The organism is Methylosinus sp. Ce-a6, from assembly GCF_009811655.1.
In the GTDB taxonomy this organism is placed as follows: Bacteria; Pseudomonadota; Alphaproteobacteria; order Rhizobiales; family Beijerinckiaceae; genus Methylosinus.
Window position 1 is genome coordinate 1 of record NZ_BGJX01000035.1, and the last position, 17,931, is coordinate 17,931.

Annotated in this window: 14 protein-coding genes; 5 read left to right on the forward strand and 9 right to left on the reverse strand. The window is 66.8% G+C overall.

All coding sequences use genetic code 11. From position 1 onward, the window contains the following. Window positions 1–272: 272 nt before the first annotated feature. Together Mspo_RS16465 and rsmI are read right to left on the reverse strand one after the other, a co-directional pair. Complete coding sequence (locus Mspo_RS16465) at window positions 273–647, reverse strand: YraN family protein (RefSeq protein WP_159731634.1); 375 nt, start codon at window positions 645–647, stop codon at window positions 273–275. Further along, window positions 644–1,558, reverse strand: a complete 915-nt coding sequence (gene rsmI / locus Mspo_RS16470) for a 16S rRNA (cytidine(1402)-2'-O)-methyltransferase (RefSeq protein WP_159731636.1) — start codon at window positions 1,556–1,558, stop codon at window positions 644–646. The genes Mspo_RS16465 and rsmI overlap by 4 nt, the downstream gene beginning before the upstream one ends. 315 nt (window positions 1,559–1,873) lie before the next feature. Here rsmI and Mspo_RS16475 point away from each other — a divergent pair, with 315 nt between their 5' ends. After that, complete coding sequence (locus Mspo_RS16475) at window positions 1,874–3,040, forward strand: penicillin-binding protein activator (protein ID WP_159731697.1); 1,167 nt, start codon at window positions 1,874–1,876, stop codon at window positions 3,038–3,040. 105 nt (window positions 3,041–3,145) lie between these two features. Here the strand turns inward: Mspo_RS16475 and glyS are convergent, their stop codons facing one another. From glyS to Mspo_RS16510, 7 genes are all read right to left on the reverse strand, one after another. Further along, complete coding sequence (gene glyS, locus Mspo_RS16480; protein ID WP_159731638.1) at window positions 3,146–5,482, reverse strand: glycine--tRNA ligase subunit beta; 2,337 nt, start codon at window positions 5,480–5,482, stop codon at window positions 3,146–3,148. 161 nt (window positions 5,483–5,643) lie between these two features. Continuing rightward, the gene (gene trxB, locus Mspo_RS16485) at window positions 5,644–6,639 is read right to left on the reverse strand and encodes a thioredoxin-disulfide reductase (RefSeq protein ID WP_159731640.1); all 996 of its coding nucleotides are present in this window, start codon (window positions 6,637–6,639) and stop codon (window positions 5,644–5,646) included. 107 nt (window positions 6,640–6,746) lie between these two features. Next, entirely contained in the window at window positions 6,747–7,193 is a 447-nt protein-coding gene (locus tag Mspo_RS16490; RefSeq protein WP_159731642.1) for a DUF29 domain-containing protein, read from the reverse strand. Window positions 7,194–7,248: 55 nt separating this feature from the next. After that, the gene (locus Mspo_RS16495; RefSeq protein ID WP_159731644.1) at window positions 7,249–8,403 is read right to left on the reverse strand and encodes a mitochondrial fission ELM1 family protein; all 1,155 of its coding nucleotides are present in this window, start codon (window positions 8,401–8,403) and stop codon (window positions 7,249–7,251) included. A gap of 151 nt (window positions 8,404–8,554) precedes the next feature. After that, entirely contained in the window at window positions 8,555–9,028 is a 474-nt protein-coding gene (gene greA, locus Mspo_RS16500) for a transcription elongation factor GreA (protein ID WP_026191343.1), read from the reverse strand. Between the two features lie 154 nt (window positions 9,029–9,182). Beyond that, window positions 9,183–12,677, reverse strand: a complete 3,495-nt coding sequence (gene carB / locus Mspo_RS16505; protein WP_159731646.1) for a carbamoyl-phosphate synthase large subunit — start codon at window positions 12,675–12,677, stop codon at window positions 9,183–9,185. 592 nt (window positions 12,678–13,269) lie between these two features. After that, entirely contained in the window at window positions 13,270–13,983 is a 714-nt protein-coding gene (locus Mspo_RS16510; RefSeq protein WP_159731648.1) for a spermidine synthase, read from the reverse strand. Between the two features lie 235 nt (window positions 13,984–14,218). Here Mspo_RS16510 and Mspo_RS16515 point away from each other — a divergent pair, with 235 nt between their 5' ends. The 4 genes from Mspo_RS16515 (at window position 14,219) to aspS (ending at window position 17,740) form a co-directional block, all read left to right on the forward strand. Beyond that, a complete protein-coding gene (locus tag Mspo_RS16515; RefSeq protein ID WP_159731650.1) occupies window positions 14,219–14,476 on the forward strand; it encodes a type II toxin-antitoxin system Phd/YefM family antitoxin in 258 nt (85 codons plus the stop codon). Further along, window positions 14,476–14,886, forward strand: a complete 411-nt coding sequence (locus Mspo_RS16520; RefSeq protein WP_159731652.1) for a type II toxin-antitoxin system VapC family toxin — start codon at window positions 14,476–14,478, stop codon at window positions 14,884–14,886. The genes Mspo_RS16515 and Mspo_RS16520 overlap by 1 nt, the downstream gene beginning before the upstream one ends. Window positions 14,887–14,965: 79 nt before the next feature. Next, window positions 14,966–15,268, forward strand: coding sequence for a hypothetical protein (locus Mspo_RS16525; protein WP_159731654.1), 303 nt, complete (start codon window positions 14,966–14,968; stop codon window positions 15,266–15,268). Between the two features lie 693 nt (window positions 15,269–15,961). Continuing rightward, a complete protein-coding gene (gene aspS, locus Mspo_RS16530) occupies window positions 15,962–17,740 on the forward strand; it encodes an aspartate--tRNA ligase (RefSeq protein ID WP_159731656.1) in 1,779 nt (592 codons plus the stop codon). The last annotated feature ends 191 nt before the right edge of the window (window positions 17,741–17,931 follow it).

Consider the following 17,931-nt stretch of genomic DNA (forward strand, 5'->3'; position numbering starts at 1 on the left):
TTCCTCTTCGCCCGCCGACCCATCGCGCTCCTCGACGAGCCGCCGCCCAAATACCTCGTCCCGAGCCGATGGAAATCCCCAGACCAGCTGGAACTCCACTATGCCTGATTTTCCCCGGACAGCCGTGCCACTTGTGGGAGAAGGTGGCCCCGCGAAGCGGGGTCGGATGAGGGCTCTACGTGTCCCACGGACCCTCATCCGTCGCGCATTCGCGCGACACCTTCTCCCGCAGGCGGGAGAAGGAGAGCGGTTTCATCGCTCCGCCTCTTTCGTCAGCCTAGATCCAATTCGAACGCCGCGGCCATATGAAGCGGCAGGCGCCTCGGCGTCACATAGATCGCGTCGCCGCGCAGCACGTGATCCGCGGCCCAAGGATTGGAGGCGAGCCATCTCGACGCCGCGCGGGAGATGCGCCGCCGCTTCTCCTCGGTGATGGACGTCATCGCCTCTTCGAGGCTCGCGCGGGCCTTCACTTCGACGAAAGCGATCGTCCGGCCGCGCCGCGCGACAATGTCGATCTCGCCGCCGCGAATGCGATAGCGGCGATCGAGGATCGCGTAGAATTTGGCTCCGAGCCACAGCGCCGCGAGGGTTTCGGCGCGCAGCCCGCCGCGATGGCGCTCGCGCCGTTCTTCCGTCTCGCTCACTCGGCCCGTCCGGCGGCGAGCTTGATCGCCCGGGCATAGACTTCGCGGCGCGGCCGTCCGGTCGAGGCGGAGACGACGCTCGCGGCGTCTTTGAGCGAATGGGCGGCGAGCGCCTCCTCGATTTTGGCGTCGAGCTCGGCTTCGCTCGTCGCTTCGGCGCCCGCGCCGGGAGGGGCGACCAGCACCACGATCTCGCCCCTCGGCGGCTCCTCCTCGCGCAGCGCGGCGGCGAGCGCGTCGAGCTTGCCGCGCCGCACCGATTCATAGAGCTTCGTCAATTCGCGCGCGATCGCCGCGTCGCGGGGACCGAGCACGGCGGCGGCGTCCTCCAGCGTCTCGGCGACGCGCTTGGGCGATTCGAAGAAGACCAGCGTGCCGGGAATGCGCGCGAGCTCGGCGAGGCGGGCCCGACGGGGGCCGCCCTTGTGCGGCAGAAAGCCTTCGAAGAAGAAGCGGTCCGTCGGCAGGCCGGCGACGACGAGCGCGGCCAGCACGGCGGAGGGGCCGGGAACGGAAGTGACCTTCACGCCGCGCTCCAGCGCCTCGGCGACGAGCTTGTAGCCGGGATCCGAGACGAGCGGCGTGCCGGCGTCGGAGACGAGCGCCAGCGCCGCCCCGGTCTCCAGCCGCGCGATGAGATGTGGCCGCATCACATGGGCGTTGTGCTCGTGATAGGCGACGAGCGGCGTCGAAATTCCGTAATGGGCGAGCAGCGTCTTGGTGACGCGCGTGTCCTCGGCCACGACCGCGTCGGCGGCGGCGAGAGTCGACAGAGCGCGGAAGGAGATGTCCTTCAGATTGCCGATCGGCGTGGCGACGAGATGCAGCCCCGGCGCGATTTTCTCCGCCTCCGCCCGCAGGCCGAAGGCGGTATAGGCCGCCGCCGTCGCCGTCATATTGTCCTCGTTCATGGCCATTCGCTTGGTCTCTGCCGATGTTGATGTTCGGTGAACCGTCCGCATGTTCTTTTTACAGAACATGGCTGGCGCGTTCAAGGCCGCAATTTCCCCGCAAAATTCGCATTTATTTCAATTTAGGGGTTGCCGTGCGCTTTGCGCAATCGCGATAAGACGGCGATTTCATCGGGCCGTTCGAGCGGGAGGCTTCCGTTGGTCAATAGTCGGCTGGACAGGTTTCGGCTAGAGCGTTTCCAGCCGAAGTGGACGCCAATTCGGCGTCGGACGCGCTTCGGCGGCGCGGCCGCCGTCGCGCGGCTGGTCTGCGCCATCGGCGCGGCCGCTCTTCTTTGCGCCTGCAGCCCGACGGCGGGGCCGGGCATTCCCGGCGCATCCGATCTGCGGCTCTCCGCGCCGGTCGGCAAGGTCGAGGTCGGCCAGCTCACCGAGGGCGAGCAGATCGGCAATGGCGCGACCCGCATCGCGCTCATCGTGCCGCTCTCCCAGGCCTCGGGGCCGAGCCAGGTCGGCGCCTCGCTCCTCAACGCCGCCAAGCTCGCCTATGCCGACAGCGGCGTGAATGACGTGACCATTCTCGTCAAGGACGATCATTCCTCGGCGGCCGGGGCGGCGCAGGCGACGCAGAATGCGATCAATGAGGGCGCGGATATCGTCATCGGCCCGGTCTTCGCGAGCGGCGTGAAGGAGGCGGCGCGCGTCGCGCGCGGCGCCAGCAAGCCGGTCATCGCCTTTTCGACGGATTCCTCGGTCGCCGGCAAGGGCGTCTATCTTCTGTCTTTCCTCGTCGAGAACTATGTCGAGCGCATCGTCGACTATGCCGCGCAGCGCGGCAAGAAGTCGATCGCCGCGCTCGTGCCCGAGAACGACTACGGCACGGTGGCGCTCGCCCAGTTCCAGCAGAGCGCGGCCAATCACGGCCTGCGCGTGCCGACGATCGAGCGCTATAAGCCCGGCGCCGTGCAGCCCTCGGCGCAGCGCATCGCACAGGCGGCCGAGCAGATCGACGCTCTGTTCATTCCCGAGCAGGCCGAGGCGATGGCCGCCGTCTCGCAGGAATTGCAGGCGGCGCGGATCGACACCAGGCGCATTCAGGTGCTCGGCACCGGCCTCTGGAACGACGCGCGCGTGCTGAAGCTGCCCGCCTTGCAGGGCGCCTGGTTCGTCGCTCCGGAGAACGCAGGCTTCAATACGCTGGCGCAGCGCTATCGGGCGAAGTTCAACAGCGATCCGGCCCGCATCGCGACGCTCGGCTATGACGCCGTCTCGCTCGCCATCGCTCTGTCGCGCAGCCAGGGCTCGCAGCGCTATTCGGAGACTGTGCTCGTCAATCCGTCGGGCTTCAACGGCGCCGACGGCGTGTTCCGCTTCAAGGCCGACGGCATGAACGAGCGCGGCCTCTCGGTGCTGGAGATTTCCGGCGGCGCCGCGAAGGTGCTGTCGCCGGCCCCGCGCACATTCACGGGCAACGGGGCGTGACGTCTTTTCCGACGTCATTGCGAGGAGCGTAGCCACGAAGCAATCCAGAGCCGTGGGGCGGCCCCTGGATTGCTTCGCTTCGCTCGCAATGACGGCCGGGGCCGATCACGCCACCTTGGAGAAATCCGCCACCTGCAGCATCGCCTCGCGCAGCTCGGCGAGCAGGCGCAGGCGGTTGAGGCGCACCTGCGGATCCTCGCAATTCACCGTCACCGCGTCGAAGAAGGCGTCGACCGGCTCGCGCAGCTTGGAGAGCGCCTGCATCGCGCCCTCGAAATTCTCCTTGTCGAGCCGCTCGCCGGTCTCCTCCCGCGCACGCTTGATCGCGGCGGCGAGCTTATGCTCGGGGAGCTCCATGCGCAGATTGGGATGGTGCGGCGCGTCATAGGCGCCGGCGCCGTCCTTCTTCTCCTCGATCTTCAGAATGTTCGCGGCGCGGCGGAAGCCGGCGAGCAGATTCTTGCCGTCGTCCGTGTCGAGGAATTTGCCCAGAGCCTCGACCTTGCGCGTGATGGTGAGGAGATCGTCCGGCATTTGCGCGCTCCCTTCCCGAGACTGCGCCGGAGCCGAGGCCCCGAGCGCTGCGTCGATGAGGTCATATCGCGCGCCGCGATCGCGAAGGTAGACCTTCAGGCGATCGATGAAGAAAGCCAGGAGGTCCGAGGCGTTGGCCGCGAGCAGACCCGGGAGCGTCTCGCGCACGAAGATCTCGGCGGGAGCCGAGGGCGCCTCGGCGCCGGGCTCTCTGCCGATCGCATGAAGCTGCTTCTCTATGTCGTGGCGCAAATTCGCCTCGGCCTCGGCCGAGAAGCTCGAGCCGCCGTTCGGAGACAGATCGGAGGCGACGCGATTGATCTCGCTCGTCACCAGCTCGCGCAGCGGCGTGCGCGCCGCGAGCCAGACCGGCCATTGCGCCGCGGCGAAAGCCTCGCGCAGCGGCAGGCGCAGCCCATTCTCGAGCGCGAGGCGGATCACCCCCAGCGCCGCGCGTCGCAACGCATAGGGGTCCTTGCTGCCGGTCGGCTTCTCGTCGATCGCCCAGAAGCCGACGAGCGTGTCGATCTTGTCCGCCAGCGCGACGGCGATCGACACGGGACCCGTCGGAATGCGGTCGTTGGGCCCCTGCGGCTTGTAATGTTCTTCGAGGGCGGCGGCGACCTCCGCGTCCTCGCCCTGCGCGGCCGCGTAATAGCGGCCCATCAGCCCTTGCAGCTCGGGGAATTCGCCGACCATTTCGGTGACGAGATCGGCCTTGGCGAGCGTCGCCGCGCGCGCGGCCTTGTCGGCGTCGGCGCCGACGATGGGCGCCAATTCCCGCGCCAGCGCTGCGATGCGCTTCACGCGCTCGCCCTGCGTTCCGAGCTTCTCGTGGAAGACGATGGCGTCGAGCTTCGGCAGCCGCTCGCCGAGCGGCGTCTCGAGGTCGGTCTCATAGAAGAATTTGGCGTCCGCCAGGCGCGCGGCGATGACGCGCTGATTGCCGCCGACGATCGTCGCGCCGCCGTCGCTCGCCTCTATGTTCGAGACGAGAATGAAACGATTGGCGAGGGCGCCGTCATGGCGCTTCAGCACGAAGCATTTCTGGTTCACGCGGATCGTCGCGCGAATGACCTCCGGCGGAATTGCGAGAAAGCTCTCGTCGAACGAGCCCATCAGCGTCACCGGCCATTCGACGAGGCCGGCGACTTCCTCGAGCAGCGCGGCGTCCTCGACGAGCTCGAGCCCCTGCGCCATGGCGAGATTGCGCGCGTCATGCAGCACGATGTCGCGCCGCCGCGCTGCGTCGAGCACGACTTTCGCCCTCTCGAGCGCGGGAACATAGTCGTCGAATCGCTTCACCGGAAAACCCGCCGGCGCCATGAAGCGATGGCCATAGGCGACATTGCCGCTCTCTAAGCCGTCGACCGAGAAGCGCACGATGTCCGGCGTCTCCGTCTCCGGGCCGAAGGTGGCGAGCATCGATTGCAGCGGCCGCACCCAGCGCAGCGCGTCCGGCCGCGTGGAGGCCTTGCCCCAGCGCATGGATTTCGGCCAGGGGAAGCTCTTGACGATCGTCGGCAGGACCTCGGCCAGCACGTCGATCGTCTCGCGCCCGGCGCGCTCGATGACGGCGACATAGAATTCGCCCTTTTTCGCATCCTTCTCGATCTTCGCCTCTTCGATGGAGGCGAGGCCGGCGCCCTTCAGAAAGCCTTGAATAGCGGCCTCGGGCGCGCCGACGCGCGGACCTTTCTTCTCCTCGCGCGCATCGGGCTGGCGGCCGGGCAGGCCCGCTATATGCAGCGCGAGCCGGCGCGGCGTCGCATGGGCGGTCGCGCCCTCGTAAGTGAGGCCCCGCTCGGCGAGCGCGCCGCAGACGAGCCGCTGCAGATCATCAGCCGCCTGCCGCTGCATACGGGCGGGGATTTCTTCGCTGAAGAGTTCGAGGAGAAGGTCGGGCATTCGGAATTTTGCCTTCGGTGTTCTTTTGCCCCCTCCCTCACCCTCCGCCGCTTCGCGGGAGAGGGGGCGGCGGGCGTTGCGCGAAATTTTGATGAAGCGCCGAATCTTCTCCCTCTCCCGCGAAGCGGGGGAGGGTCGGGGAGGGGGCCGACGGCGTTACGTCACAACGGCTCCTCGGAAGCGAGCGCCTCGCCTGCCGGAGCCGGCGTCTCGAGCAGATAGCGCTCGACGTCCAGCGCCGCCATGCAGCCGAGGCCGGCGGCCGTCACCGCCTGGCGATAGGTCTCGTCGGCGACGTCGCCGGCCGCGAAGACGCCTGGAATATTGGTGTGAGTGGAGCCCGGCTTCGCCACTATATAGCCCGACGGCTTCAGCTCCAGCTGGCCGACGAAGAGCTCGGAGGCCGGCTGATGGCCGATGGCGATGAAGACGCCATCGACGTCGAGCGTCTGCGTCGCGCCGGTCTTCACGTTTTTCACGCGGGTCTTTGTCACCGAGAGCGGCGCGCTGTCGCCTAAAATCTCGTCGATCGCATGATCGAACAGGATTTTGACATTGGGCCGCGCGGCGAGCCGCTCCTGCAGCACGCGCTCGGCGCGGAATGCGTCGCGGCGATGCACCACCGTCACCTCCGCCGCGAGCTGCGAGAGATAGAGCGCCTCCTCGACCGCGGTGTTGCCGCCGCCGACGACGATGACCTTCTTGCCCCGGAAGAAGAAGCCGTCGCAGGTCGCGCAGGCGGAGACGCCATAGCCTTTGAACGTCTCCTCGCTCGGAATGCCGAGCCATTTGGCCTTGGCCCCCGTGGCGACGATGAGGGCGTCCGCGGTGTAGAGGGTTCCCGAATCGCCCAATAGCTCGAAGGGCCGCTCGCCGAGCCTGGCCTCGACGATATGGTCGGAGACGAGCCTCGCGCCGACGTGCTCGGCCTGGGCGCGCATCTGGTCCATGAGCCAGGGGCCCTGGATCGGCTCGGCGAAGCCGGGGTAATTCTCCACATCGGTGGTGATCATGAGCTGGCCGCCCTGGTCGAAGCCGGCGATGACCACCGGCTCGAGCATGGCGCGCGCGGTGTAGATCGCCGCCGTATAGCCGGCGGGGCCCGATCCCAGCACGATGACGCGGGCGTGCAGGCGGCCTTTATCGTCTGCGGACATGAAGCGGCCTTTGCGAAAGTCTCCGCGCGGACGGCGCGGCGCGTTCGGATGGGCGCAATCTAGCCATTATGCGTTGCGCCGCAACCGGGGCGTCTCGCAGAGGCAAATCAGGCGCCGTCGGGCCAGAAGTCGGGGGCCGAGATGTCGTCGTAGGGCCATGGGCAGACCGCGGGAAATCGCGCTCTGTCCATACCGTTCTCCCGCGCGGCGTTCAGCACCGCGTCGCCATAGGCCGCCTCTATCGCCTCGGCGAGCTTGGCTTTGAGGCTCGGATTGTCCTCGAGGTGGCGGGCCAGCTCGCGGCGCTGGACTTCGATGGTGAGACGCCAGGACGTGCTTCGCATCATCGGCTGAAAGCGCCATTTCAACAGATGCATCAAAAGCACGGCCAGACGGCTCACCAGCTCGCGCTTCTCCGTGCGTCCCATGCTCTCGATTTCCTCGGCGATATGGTCGATGTCGGCCTGATCCAGGCGTCCCGACCGCAGCAGGGCGGCCTGCTCATTCGCCCAGGCGAAGAAGTCCTGATCGTAGAGAGATGAGGATCGAGGCATATCGAGGCCCTGACGCTTTTTCGAGCACGATGGTAGCCCAAGGGCCATGCGAGCGCTATCGCTCGGCTTGGCCTCTCGTGAAACGAAGATAGGCGCGAGCGACGGCTTCGGCGACTGCCGGCGTCTCGTTCAGCGGCTCGTAGCGCCACTGCTCGAGCCGGCCGCGCCAGCGCCGCACGGCCCCATGCGTCTCGAGCCCGTCGAGAAATGCGGCGATCTTCGCCGCGCCGCCCTCCGGCGCGAAGACGTGGACCGGCGCGCCCGTGCTCGCCGCCTCGGCGACCATATTGACGCTGTCGGCCGTGACCAGCAGCGCCTGCGAGCAGGCGAGAATCGAAAGATAGGGATTTGTTCCTTCTCCCGTCCAAAGAAAAGTTCGCGCTCCCTTCTCCCACTTGTGGGAGAAGGTGGCCCTCGCGTCAGCGAGGGTCGGATGAGGGCCCCCGAGTGCCTGGCGCAATGCCTCGACGAGCCGCGCCGGCGTTCGCCGCGAGACGGTCGCCGCCACGCTCCACCCATCCTCCTGCATCACGCCAACGGCGGCGACAAGCCGCTCGAAGTCCCTTTCCGAATAGCGAAAATGCCGGCTGTCGCCGCCGATGAGCAATCCGACCCTCGGCTCCGGCAGCGCTTCGACGCGCGAGTCGGGCGCGGCGCGGGCCTCGGCGAGGCGAGAGGGCGTCAGCCGATTGGCGGGCGCGAGCGGGGCGACGACATTCGCCCCCACGAGCCCGTCATGGCGCGGCGCGACGATGATGTCGGCCGTCCCGAGCCCGGTCGCCGGCCGGTTCACATAGACGGTGAAGACCGCGCCGCCGGCGGAGCGCTTCACATGGCGCAGATAGGGGATCGTCCGCCGCCCGCAGGCGATGACGAGATCGGGGTAGGGCGGAGCAAGGAGCGCCGCCTCGCGCGGGTCGATCGGACCGAAGGGGGCGAGAGCGGCGACGAGCCCGCGCGGCGAAAGGCGGATCAGCCGGGGCGTAAGGCCGAGCGCTTCCGCTATGCCGAGGCTCTGGACCTCATGGCCGGCGCGGCCGTCGGAGAGAACCCAGGCGGTCGGGGCTCTCCCTTCTCCCGCTTGCGGGAGAAGGTGGCCCCGCGAAGCGGGGTCGGATGAGGGCTCGAGCCGATCATCGGCGTATGGGAAGTTGCACAAAGGACGCCAGGAGGGGAGTCGAAGATTCGGCTCTACCGAAAGCGCCCTCATCCGACCCTCGCTGATGCGAGGGCCACCTTCTCCCACGCGTGGGAGAAGGAAGAAGGAGCGAGCTTTTTCGGACTGCTGTCGGTCCCCGAGTCCGCCCCCTCTCCCGCGAAGCGGGGGAGGGTCGGGGAGGGGGCTTGTCCGCCCACGCCGCTCAGACGAAAGCGACCTTCAATATCTCATAGCTCTTGCCGCCGCCCGGCGTCTTCACCTCGACCGTGTCGCCGGCCTTCTTGCCGATGAGCGCGCGGGCGATGGGCGAGGCGATGGAGACGCGGCCGTTCTTCACATCGGCCTCGGGCTCGCCGACGATCTGATAGGCCTTCTCCTCCTCAGTGTCCTCGTCGACGACGGTGACCGTGGCGCCGAATTTGACCGTATTGCCCGTGAGCTTCGATACGTCTATGACCTCGGCGCGCGAGAGCTTGTCCTCGAGCTCGGCGATGCGGCCTTCGTTCAGCGATTGCGCCTCTTTGGCCGCGTGATATTCGGCGTTTTCCGAAAGATCGCCATGGGCGCGCGCCTCGGCGATCGCCTGGATGATGCGCGGACGTTCGATCTGCTGGCGCTGACGCAGCTCCTCGTCGAGAGTGGCGTAGCCGGCGGCGGTCATGGGCACCTTGTCCACCATATCTCTTGCTCTTTCGCTCCTGGGTGCGTCCTGACCCGGTCAAAAATTCCAGGCGCTCGCCGGGCCGGCTGGCTCGGACGAACGGTCGGACCTCCTCGAACATGAACGAGCCGCGAAAGCGGCGGCCTCCCCTCAATTCGCTCGCGCGAGTTCACGCGTCCGATGCGAAATAGTCCTGAAGGGCGCGGACTTCGAGATCTCCCGATACATAGGCCCTGATGCTCTGGGCCGCCGCGATCGCGCCGGCCAGAGTCGTATAATAGGGGACTTTATGCAATAGCGCAGCTTGGCGCAAGGAACGTGAATCGGCCAGCGCCTGGGCGCCTTCGGTCGTGTTGAGCACGAGCTGGACCGAGCCGTTCTTGATGGCGTCCACGATATGTGGACGCCCTTCGGAGACCTTGTTGAGCTTTTGCGCCGGCACGCCCTGCTCCTGGAGGTAGCGCGCCGTGCCCCCCGTGGCGACGACGGCGAAGCCGAGGCTCGCGAGCTGCCGGACCGCGGGAATGACGCGCGGCTTGTCGGCGTCGCGCACCGAGACGAAGACGGTTCCCTGGCGGGGGACCTTGGTCCCGCCGCCGAGCTGGCTCTTGGCGAAGGCCGCCTCGAAGCTGCGGTCGAGCCCGATGACCTCGCCGGTCGAGCGCATCTCCGGCCCGAGCACGGTGTCGACGCCGGGAAAGCGCGCGAAGGGGAAGACCGATTCCTTGACGCCCACATGATTGGGCGCGGGCCGCGGCAGGTCGAAGCCCGCGAGCTTCTCGCCGGCCATGATTCGCGCCGCGATCTTGGCGATCGGCGCGCCGATCACCTTGGCGACGAAGGGCACGGTGCGCGAGGCGCGCGGATTGACCTCGAGCACATAGAGCTCGCCGTCCTTCAGCGCGAATTGCACATTCATCAGGCCGACGACGCCGAGCGCCTTGGCGAGCAGGATCGTCTGCCGCTCGAGCTCGGCGACCGTCTCGGCCGAGAGCGAGCGCGGCGGCAGCGAGCAGGCCGAATCGCCGGAATGAATGCCGGCCTCCTCGATATGCTCCATCACGCCGGCGATCGCCGCGCTCTCCCCATCGGCGACGCAATCCACATCCACCTCGATCGCATCCGTCAGATAACGGTCGAAGAGCAGCGGATTGCGGCCGAGAACCGTATTGATCTGGCCGGTCTTGTCATTGGGGTAGCGCGCCTTCACCTCCGAAGGCACGAGGCTCGGCAGCGTGCCGAGCAGGTAGTCGTCGAGCGCGTTCTGGTCGCGGATGATGGCCATGGCGCGCCCGCCGAGCACATAGGACGGCCGCACGACCAGCGGCAGGCCGAGCTCGCCGGCGACGAGCCGCGACTGTTCCACCGAATAGGCGATGCCGTTCTTGGGCTGCTTGAGGCCGAGCTTGTCCAAGAGGCGCTTGAAGCGGTCGCGATCCTCGGCGAGGTCGATCGAATCGACCGGCGTGCCGAGGATGGGCAGGCCCGCCGAGCTCAGCGCATGGGCGAGCTTCAAGGGCGTCTGCCCGCCATATTGGACGATGACGCCGTGAAGCGTCCCATTGCTGCGCTCGACGTCCAGAATCTCCTCGACGTCCTCGGCCGTCAGCGGCTCGAAATAGAGACGATCGGAGGTGTCGTAATCCGTCGACACCGTCTCCGGATTGCAATTGATCATGATCGTCTCATAGCCCGCGTCGGCGAGCGCGAAACAGGCGTGGCAGCAGCAATAGTCGAATTCTATGCCCTGGCCGATGCGGTTCGGCCCGCCGCCGAGGATGACGACCTTGCGCTTGTCCGAGGGCCGCGCCTCATTGGCCGGCGCGCCGATGAAGGGCGTCTCATAGGTCGAATACATATAGGCGGTCGGCGAAGCGAATTCCGCCGCGCAAGTGTCGATGCGCTTATAGACCGGCCGCACATCGAGCGCGCGCCGCGCGGCGCGGACATCCTTTTCATTCGTTCCGGTGAGCGTCGCGAGACGCGCGTCGGAGAAGCCTGCGAATTTCAGGGCGCGGAAATTCTCGGCGTCCTTCGGCAGGCCGAAGGCGCGCACCTTGCTCTCGAGCGCGACGATCTCCTCGATCCGCGCGATGAACCAGGGATCGATCTTGCAGGCTTCATGAATCTCCTGCGGATCCATGCCGAGGCGCAGCGCCTGGCCGACGACGAGCAGACGGTCCGGCGTCGGCGTGCCGAGCGCGGCGCGCAGGACGTTCATATCGTCGCCGCGGCCCATTCCCTCGATCTCGATCTCGTCGAGGCCGGAGAGGCCGGTCTCCAGCGAGCGCAGCGCCTTTTGCAGCGATTCGGCGAAATTGCGTCCGATCGCCATGGCCTCGCCGACCGATTTCATCGCCGTCGTCAGCACCGGCTCGGCGCCGGGGAATTTCTCGAAGGCGAAGCGCGGAATCTTGGTGACGACATAATCGATCGTCGGCTCGAAGGAGGCGGGCGTCGCGCCTCCGGTGATGTCGTTGGCGATCTCGTCCAGCGTGTAGCCGACGGCGAGCTTGGCGGCGACCTTGGCGATGGGAAAGCCCGTCGCCTTCGACGCCAGCGCCGAGGAGCGCGAGACGCGCGGATTCATCTCGATGACGATCATGCGCCCGGTCGCGGGATCGACGGCGAATTGCACATTCGACCCGCCGGTCTCGACGCCGATCTCGCGCAGCACGGCGAGCGAGGCGTCGCGCATGATCTGATATTCTTTGTCCGTCAGCGTCAGGGCGGGGGCGACGGTGATCGAATCGCCCGTATGCACGCCCATCGGATCGATGTTCTCGATCGAGCAGACGATGATGCAATTGTCCGCTCTGTCGCGGACCACCTCCATCTCATATTCCTTCCAGCCGATGACGCTCTCCTCGATGAGCACTTCGGTGGTCGGCGAGGCGTCGAGCCCGCGCTCGATGATGTCGATGAACTCGGCCTTGTTATAGGCGATGCCGCCGCCCGTGCCGGCGAGGGTGAAGGAGGGGCGGATGATCGCCGGCAGGCCGATGTCCTCCAGCGCCTCCAGCGCCTCGGTGAGGCCCTTGGAGATGTAGCGCCGCTTGCGCTCCGGCTCCTCCGCCTCCCAGCGGCGGCGGATGTCGGCGATTTTCCGCTGCTTCTCCTCGGGCGGCAGGGCCGAGGCCTCGATCTCGGCGATCTCGGCGTTGCGCCGCGCCTTGTCGGCGGTCTTGAGATCGGTGGCGTTGGCGAGGCGCGAGCGCGGCGTCTCGAGGCCGATTCTCGTCATGGCCTCGCGGAACAATTCGCGATCCTCGGCCATGTCTATGGCCTGCGCATTCGCGCCGATCATCTCCACGTCGAATTTGTCGAGCACGCCCATGCGCTTCAGCGAGAGCGCGCAATTGAGAGCCGTCTGGCCGCCCATGGTGGGCAGCAGCGCGAAGCCGCCTGAACGAGCGTAACGCTCCTTCTCGATGATCTTGGCGACGATCTCGGGGGTGATGGGCTCGACATAGGTCCGATCCGCCATGTCGGGATCGGTCATTATGGTGGCGGGATTGGAATTGACCAGGACGATTCGATAGCCCTCGGCGCGCAGGGCCTTGCAGGCCTGGGTTCCGGAATAGTCGAATTCGCAGGCCTGGCCGATGACGATGGGGCCGGCGCCGATGATCAGAATGGTCGAAATGTCTGTTCGCTTCGGCATGTCGCTCCGTCTGTCATCCTTTCGTCGCGGGACGCTCCCCTATGGGGGGAACGCGCGCGTCTCGTCGCTGGCTGTTGTCCCGTATCGCGAGGGCCGCGCACAAAAAAAGGCCGCGCTGCAGCCTATGCAAGGTCCAGCGCGCCCTCCGAGAGACGAGATCGAGCGGGGCGAGAGGCCCGGCCCGGCGGTCGGGCGTGTGTTAGACGAGAATCCGCGGCAGGGGAAGGGGGAGGAGGGCGCTCTCCCGGGCAATCGGCGAACGGCCGCGGACGAGCGCTCGCGAAAATCAGCGCGCGTTTCGGATGTCGCGGACGTAGACCACATTCCTGCACGCGGCGCAGCCGATACGCGTGTCGGTCGATCCGGCCTCTCTCGGCAGAATCTCGAAGCCCGGCGAGCAGAAGAGGATTCGACGACCGACGTCCCCCGTCTCATAGGGATGGTCCTCCTCCGCAACGACCGCGGTTCCGACCGATCCGCAGTCGGAACAGGAAAAATCGGCCGTCCATTGGTCGCGGATGTCCATGACTGCACTATGCAGCGGGACGCGAATTCTGGCAATCTGGGGACGCTGGCGTTTTGCATCGCCCGATCACTCCGGATCGCCTCGCGGCCGCGTCCGCGGCGGCGAATCGGCGCGCGTGGCGACCCAGATCACATGCCGCGCGCCGCCGCCTCGTCCATTGGCGCGCGCTTTGACCTCCTCCACACGAAAGCCGGCCTTGCGCAGGCGCGCGGAAAAATCCCGGTCCGGCGCGCAGGACCACACGGCCAGCACGCCGCCCGGACGCAGCGCCGCGCGCGCCGCCCGCAATCCGTCCTGGCCATAGAGCCCGCTATTGGCGTCGCGCGTGAGGCCCTCGGGGCCATTGTCGACGTCGACGAGAATGGCGTCATAGAAGCCGCGGCCGGAGCGGATCGCTCGCCCGACATCCTCCACCTCTATGCGGACGCGCGGGTCGGTCAGGCTGTCGCCGAAAATCTCCGCCATCGGCCCGCGCGCCCAGGCGACGACCGCCGGCACGAGCTCGGCGACGACGATCTGCGCCTTGGCCCCGAGAGCGCCGAGCGCGGCGCGCAGAGTGAAGCCCATGCCGAGGCCGCCGATGAGCGCGCGCGGCTGCGCTCGCATGGCGATTCTCGCGCAGGAGAGCGTGGCGAGCGCCTCCTCCGAGCCGCTGAGGCGGCTGTTCATCAGCTCGTTGTTACCGAGCATGATGGAAAATTCCGCTCCCCGCCGCTTGAGCCGCAGCTCGCCCGCGCCGCCGGGCACGGGAGCCGTATCGAGCAGGGTCCAGGGGATCACGGGAAGGCTCTCGGGTTGGGGCGGGCGCATCTGCGCGGAGCGGTGATAGCCCGAGGCGAGATTCGGCGTCCAGCACCCGAGCGATTGGGAAAGATTTCCTTATCCCCGAGGAGCCGGCGAAGCCGGCGTCTCAAAAGGACGAGGAAACCGTCTGCGCCGCCTTCGGCTTCGCTCGTCGCTTGCGCTGACGCGACAAAGTGACTAGTTATCTGACTGGTTTTTTGGAGGCCGTGTCATGAAAAGCTGGGCCGTGCAGGATGCGAAGGCGCGTTTCAGCGAGCTGCTAGACGCGTGCCTCCACGAGGGTCCGCAGATGGTCACGCGGCGCGGCGCGGAGGCCGCTGTTCTGGTCCCGATCGTCGAGTGGCGCAGGCTTCGCCAGTCCGCGCCGCCGACATTGAAGGCCCTGCTCCTGTCCGACGCAGCGCGCGGCGATCTCGAGTTGCCGGAGCGCGGCGCCCGGCGCCGTCGGCCGCCCCGCGACTTCGATTGATGTATCTTTTGGACACCAATGTCGTCTCGGAATTGCGGCGCGCCCGGCCGCATGGCGGCGTCCTCGCCTGGCTCCAGAGCGTCGCGGACCACGACCTTTATTTGTCGGCCGTGACGATCGGCGAGATTCAGGCGGGGATAGAGATCACGCGCGCGCGCGACGCCGAACGCGCGGCTGCGATCGAAGCCTGGCTGGAGCAGGTCGCGGCGACGTACAATGTGCTCGCCATGGATGCGCTCGCCTTTCGCCATTGGGCGCGTCTCATGCATCGCAAGCCGGATCGGCTGATCGAGGACGCGATGATCGCCGCGACGGCGATCGTCCACGGGCTGACCGTCGTTACGCGCAATATGCGGGATTTCGAGGCGCTGGGGGCGCCGACGCTGAACCCGTTCGAATGGAAGGCGTGATGGCGGCCTCTCTCCCCCAGCGACGGAGAGCGCCTGAAGTCGTTTGCCTTCCGATCGACGCGAGCCTATCTTTTGGCCCATGAGTTCATCGGCCTTCGTTTTCGACCGTCTCGCCTATGTCGATCGCCTGCGCGAAGCCGGCGTCGACGAAAGGCAAGCGCGCGCTCACGCCGAGGCGCTGGACGTCGCCCTGCGCGACGGCGTCGCCGCGAAATCCGACATCGACAGGCTCGAGACGAAGATCAAGTCCGACATGGACCGGCTCGAAGCCAAGATCGAGACAACCTCGGCCAATCTGAAGGTCGAAATCCTGCGCTGGATGGTGGTGACGCAGCTCGCGGTCGGCGGGCTGCTGTTCGCGGCGCTGCGGTTCACGCGGTGAAGCGACGCCTTGACATCTGCGGATTAAATTCCTATTCTCCTCCCCGCCTCCGCCGATGGGGCGTCGCCTGAAGGGTAGGCGGCGTCGGCGGGAGCGCGGTTCGCTAGAGCGGGCGCAGACCCTCGTTCGCCGAAGCGACGCCACGCCGCCGGCACGGCTTCTCCTTCGTGCGGAGGCATGTGGGAACACATGCGAAAGCCGGCCGAATATCCGAGGCTCGCGCGGGGATAGACTACCCGAAAGGGGAAAACAACCCTGAGCCCGCAGGCGGCGAACAGAAAAGGCGGCCGTGGTCCGGGATGCTTCCGGCTTCGATGCGCGTCTCCTTTTTACGCTGCGGCCGAACGAAGCCGCCGCGTCCCGGACCTCCCATCCTCCCGCGCCGAATTCCGGCGACGGGGCGCCGCTGCGCGCGCCCATATCTTCCAACTCACCCGACGTCATGGCCGGGACGAGCCCGGCCATGACGTCCAGAGGGTAAGGCGAATGCGCGCATTCGATAGCCCCGCGAGGGGGCGATCGCCACAGGCGATCGGAGGGCGCAAGCCCGAGTCTTTGCCGTGGAGCCACGCCCCGGACCGCTTCGCGGCAAGGGGAGGGTGGAAGGCGCCGTTGAAGCTTGACACCGCCCCTTCCCCCTGCGCTTGTCCGCGGCTAGAAACATCCCTCCCTACGAACACAAAGACACTCGAGATGCATCGCTATCGTTCGCATAATTGTGGAGAGCTGCGCGACGCGCACGCCGGCGAGAAAGTCCGGCTCTCCGGCTGGTGCCACCGCATTCGCGACCACGGCGGGGTTTTGTTCGTCGATCTGCGCGACCATTACGGCCTGACCCAATGCGTGGTCGACCCCGACTCCCCCGCCTTCAAGGCCGCGGAGAAGCTGCGCTCCGAATGGGTCGCGCGCCTCGACGGCGAGGTGCGCAAACGCCCCGCCGGCACCGAGAACCCCGATATGCCGACCGGCCTCGTCGAGGTCTATGTGACCGAGATCGAGGTGCTCGGCCCCGCCGCCGAGCTGCCGCTGCCGGTCTTCGGCGACATTCCCTATCCAGAGGAGACGCGGCTCCGCTATCGCTTCCTGGATCTGCGCCGCGAGAAGCTGCACGCCAATATCATGCTGCGCGGCAAGGTCATCGATTCTCTGCGCCAGCGCATGAAGGAGCGCGGCTTCTTCGAGTTCCAGACGCCGATCTTGACCGCCTCCTCGCCGGAGGGAGCGCGCGACTTCCTCGTGCCCTCGCGCCTGCATCCGGGCAAATTCTACGCGCTGCCGCAGGCGCCGCAGCAGTTCAAGCAGCTCTTGATGGTGGCCGGCTTCGACCGCTATTTCCAGATCGCGCCGTGCTTTCGCGACGAGGACGCGCGCGCCGACCGCAGCCCCGGCGAGTTCTACCAGCTCGATATAGAGATGAGCTTCGTGACGCAGGAGGATGTGTTCGAGGCGGTCGAGCCGGTGCTGCGCGGCGTGTTCGAGGAGTTCGGCGGCGATAGGCCGGTGACGCAGGTCTTCCCCAAGATCGCCTATCGCGACGCCATGCTGAAATATGGCTCGGACAAGCCGGACCTTCGCAATCCGCTCATCATCGCCGATGTGAGCGAAGAGTTCGCGCGCGAGGATGTGAGCTTCAAGGCCTTCAAGGGCAAGGTGGTGCGCGCCATTCCGGCGCCGGGCGCGGCGGCGCAGCCGCGCAGCTTCTTCGACAAGCTCAATGATTGGGCCCGTTCTGAAGGCGCGCCGGGCCTCGGCTATATCATCTTCGACGAGGAGAATGGCGCGCTCGTCGGCAAGGGCCCGATCGCGAAATTCATTCCCGCCGAGGCGCTGGCGGCGCTCGCCGCCAAGGGCGGCGTGAAGGCCGGCGACGCGCTCTTCTTTTCGGCGGGCGAAGAGCTGAAGGCGGCCAAGCTCGCCGGCGCCGCGCGTTTGCGTGTCGGAACGGAGCTCGGCCTTTCGAAGACGGATGTCTTCGAATTCTGCTGGATCGTCGACTTCCCGATGTATGAGTACAACGAGGACGACAAGAAGATCGACTTCTCGCACAATCCCTTCTCGATGCCGCAGGGCGGTCTCGAGGCGTTGGAGTCGAAGGACCCGCTCGATCTTCTCGCCTATCAATACGACATCGTCTGCAACGGCATAGAATTGTCGTCTGGCGCGATCAGAAATCATCGCCCGGACATTATGAAGAAGGCTTTCGAGATCGCCGGCTATGGCGAGGAGGTGCTGATCGAGAAGTTCGGCGGCATGTATCGCGCCTTCCAATATGGCGCGCCGCCGCATGGCGGCATTGCGCCGGGCGTCGACCGCATCGTGATGCTGCTCGCCGGCGAGGAGAATTTGCGCGAGGTGGTGCTGTTCCCGATGAATCAGCGCGCCGAAGATCTGCTGATGAGCGCGCCCTCCGAGGCGACGGCCAAGCAGCTCCGCGAATTGCATATAAGACTGAACCTGCCCGAGAAGGGCTGAATCTCGCCGCCGCTATCCTTCTCCCACTCGTGGGAGAAGGTGGCCCGGCGAAGCCGGGTCGGATGAGGGCCGCCGCAATTTGCGGTCCTCATAGAACTTATCCCCATGCGCAGAATAGCGACGACAATCCGCGCATGGATTTGTCATTTCGCCCTACGCCGAAGAGCCCTCATCCGACCCCGCTTCGCGGG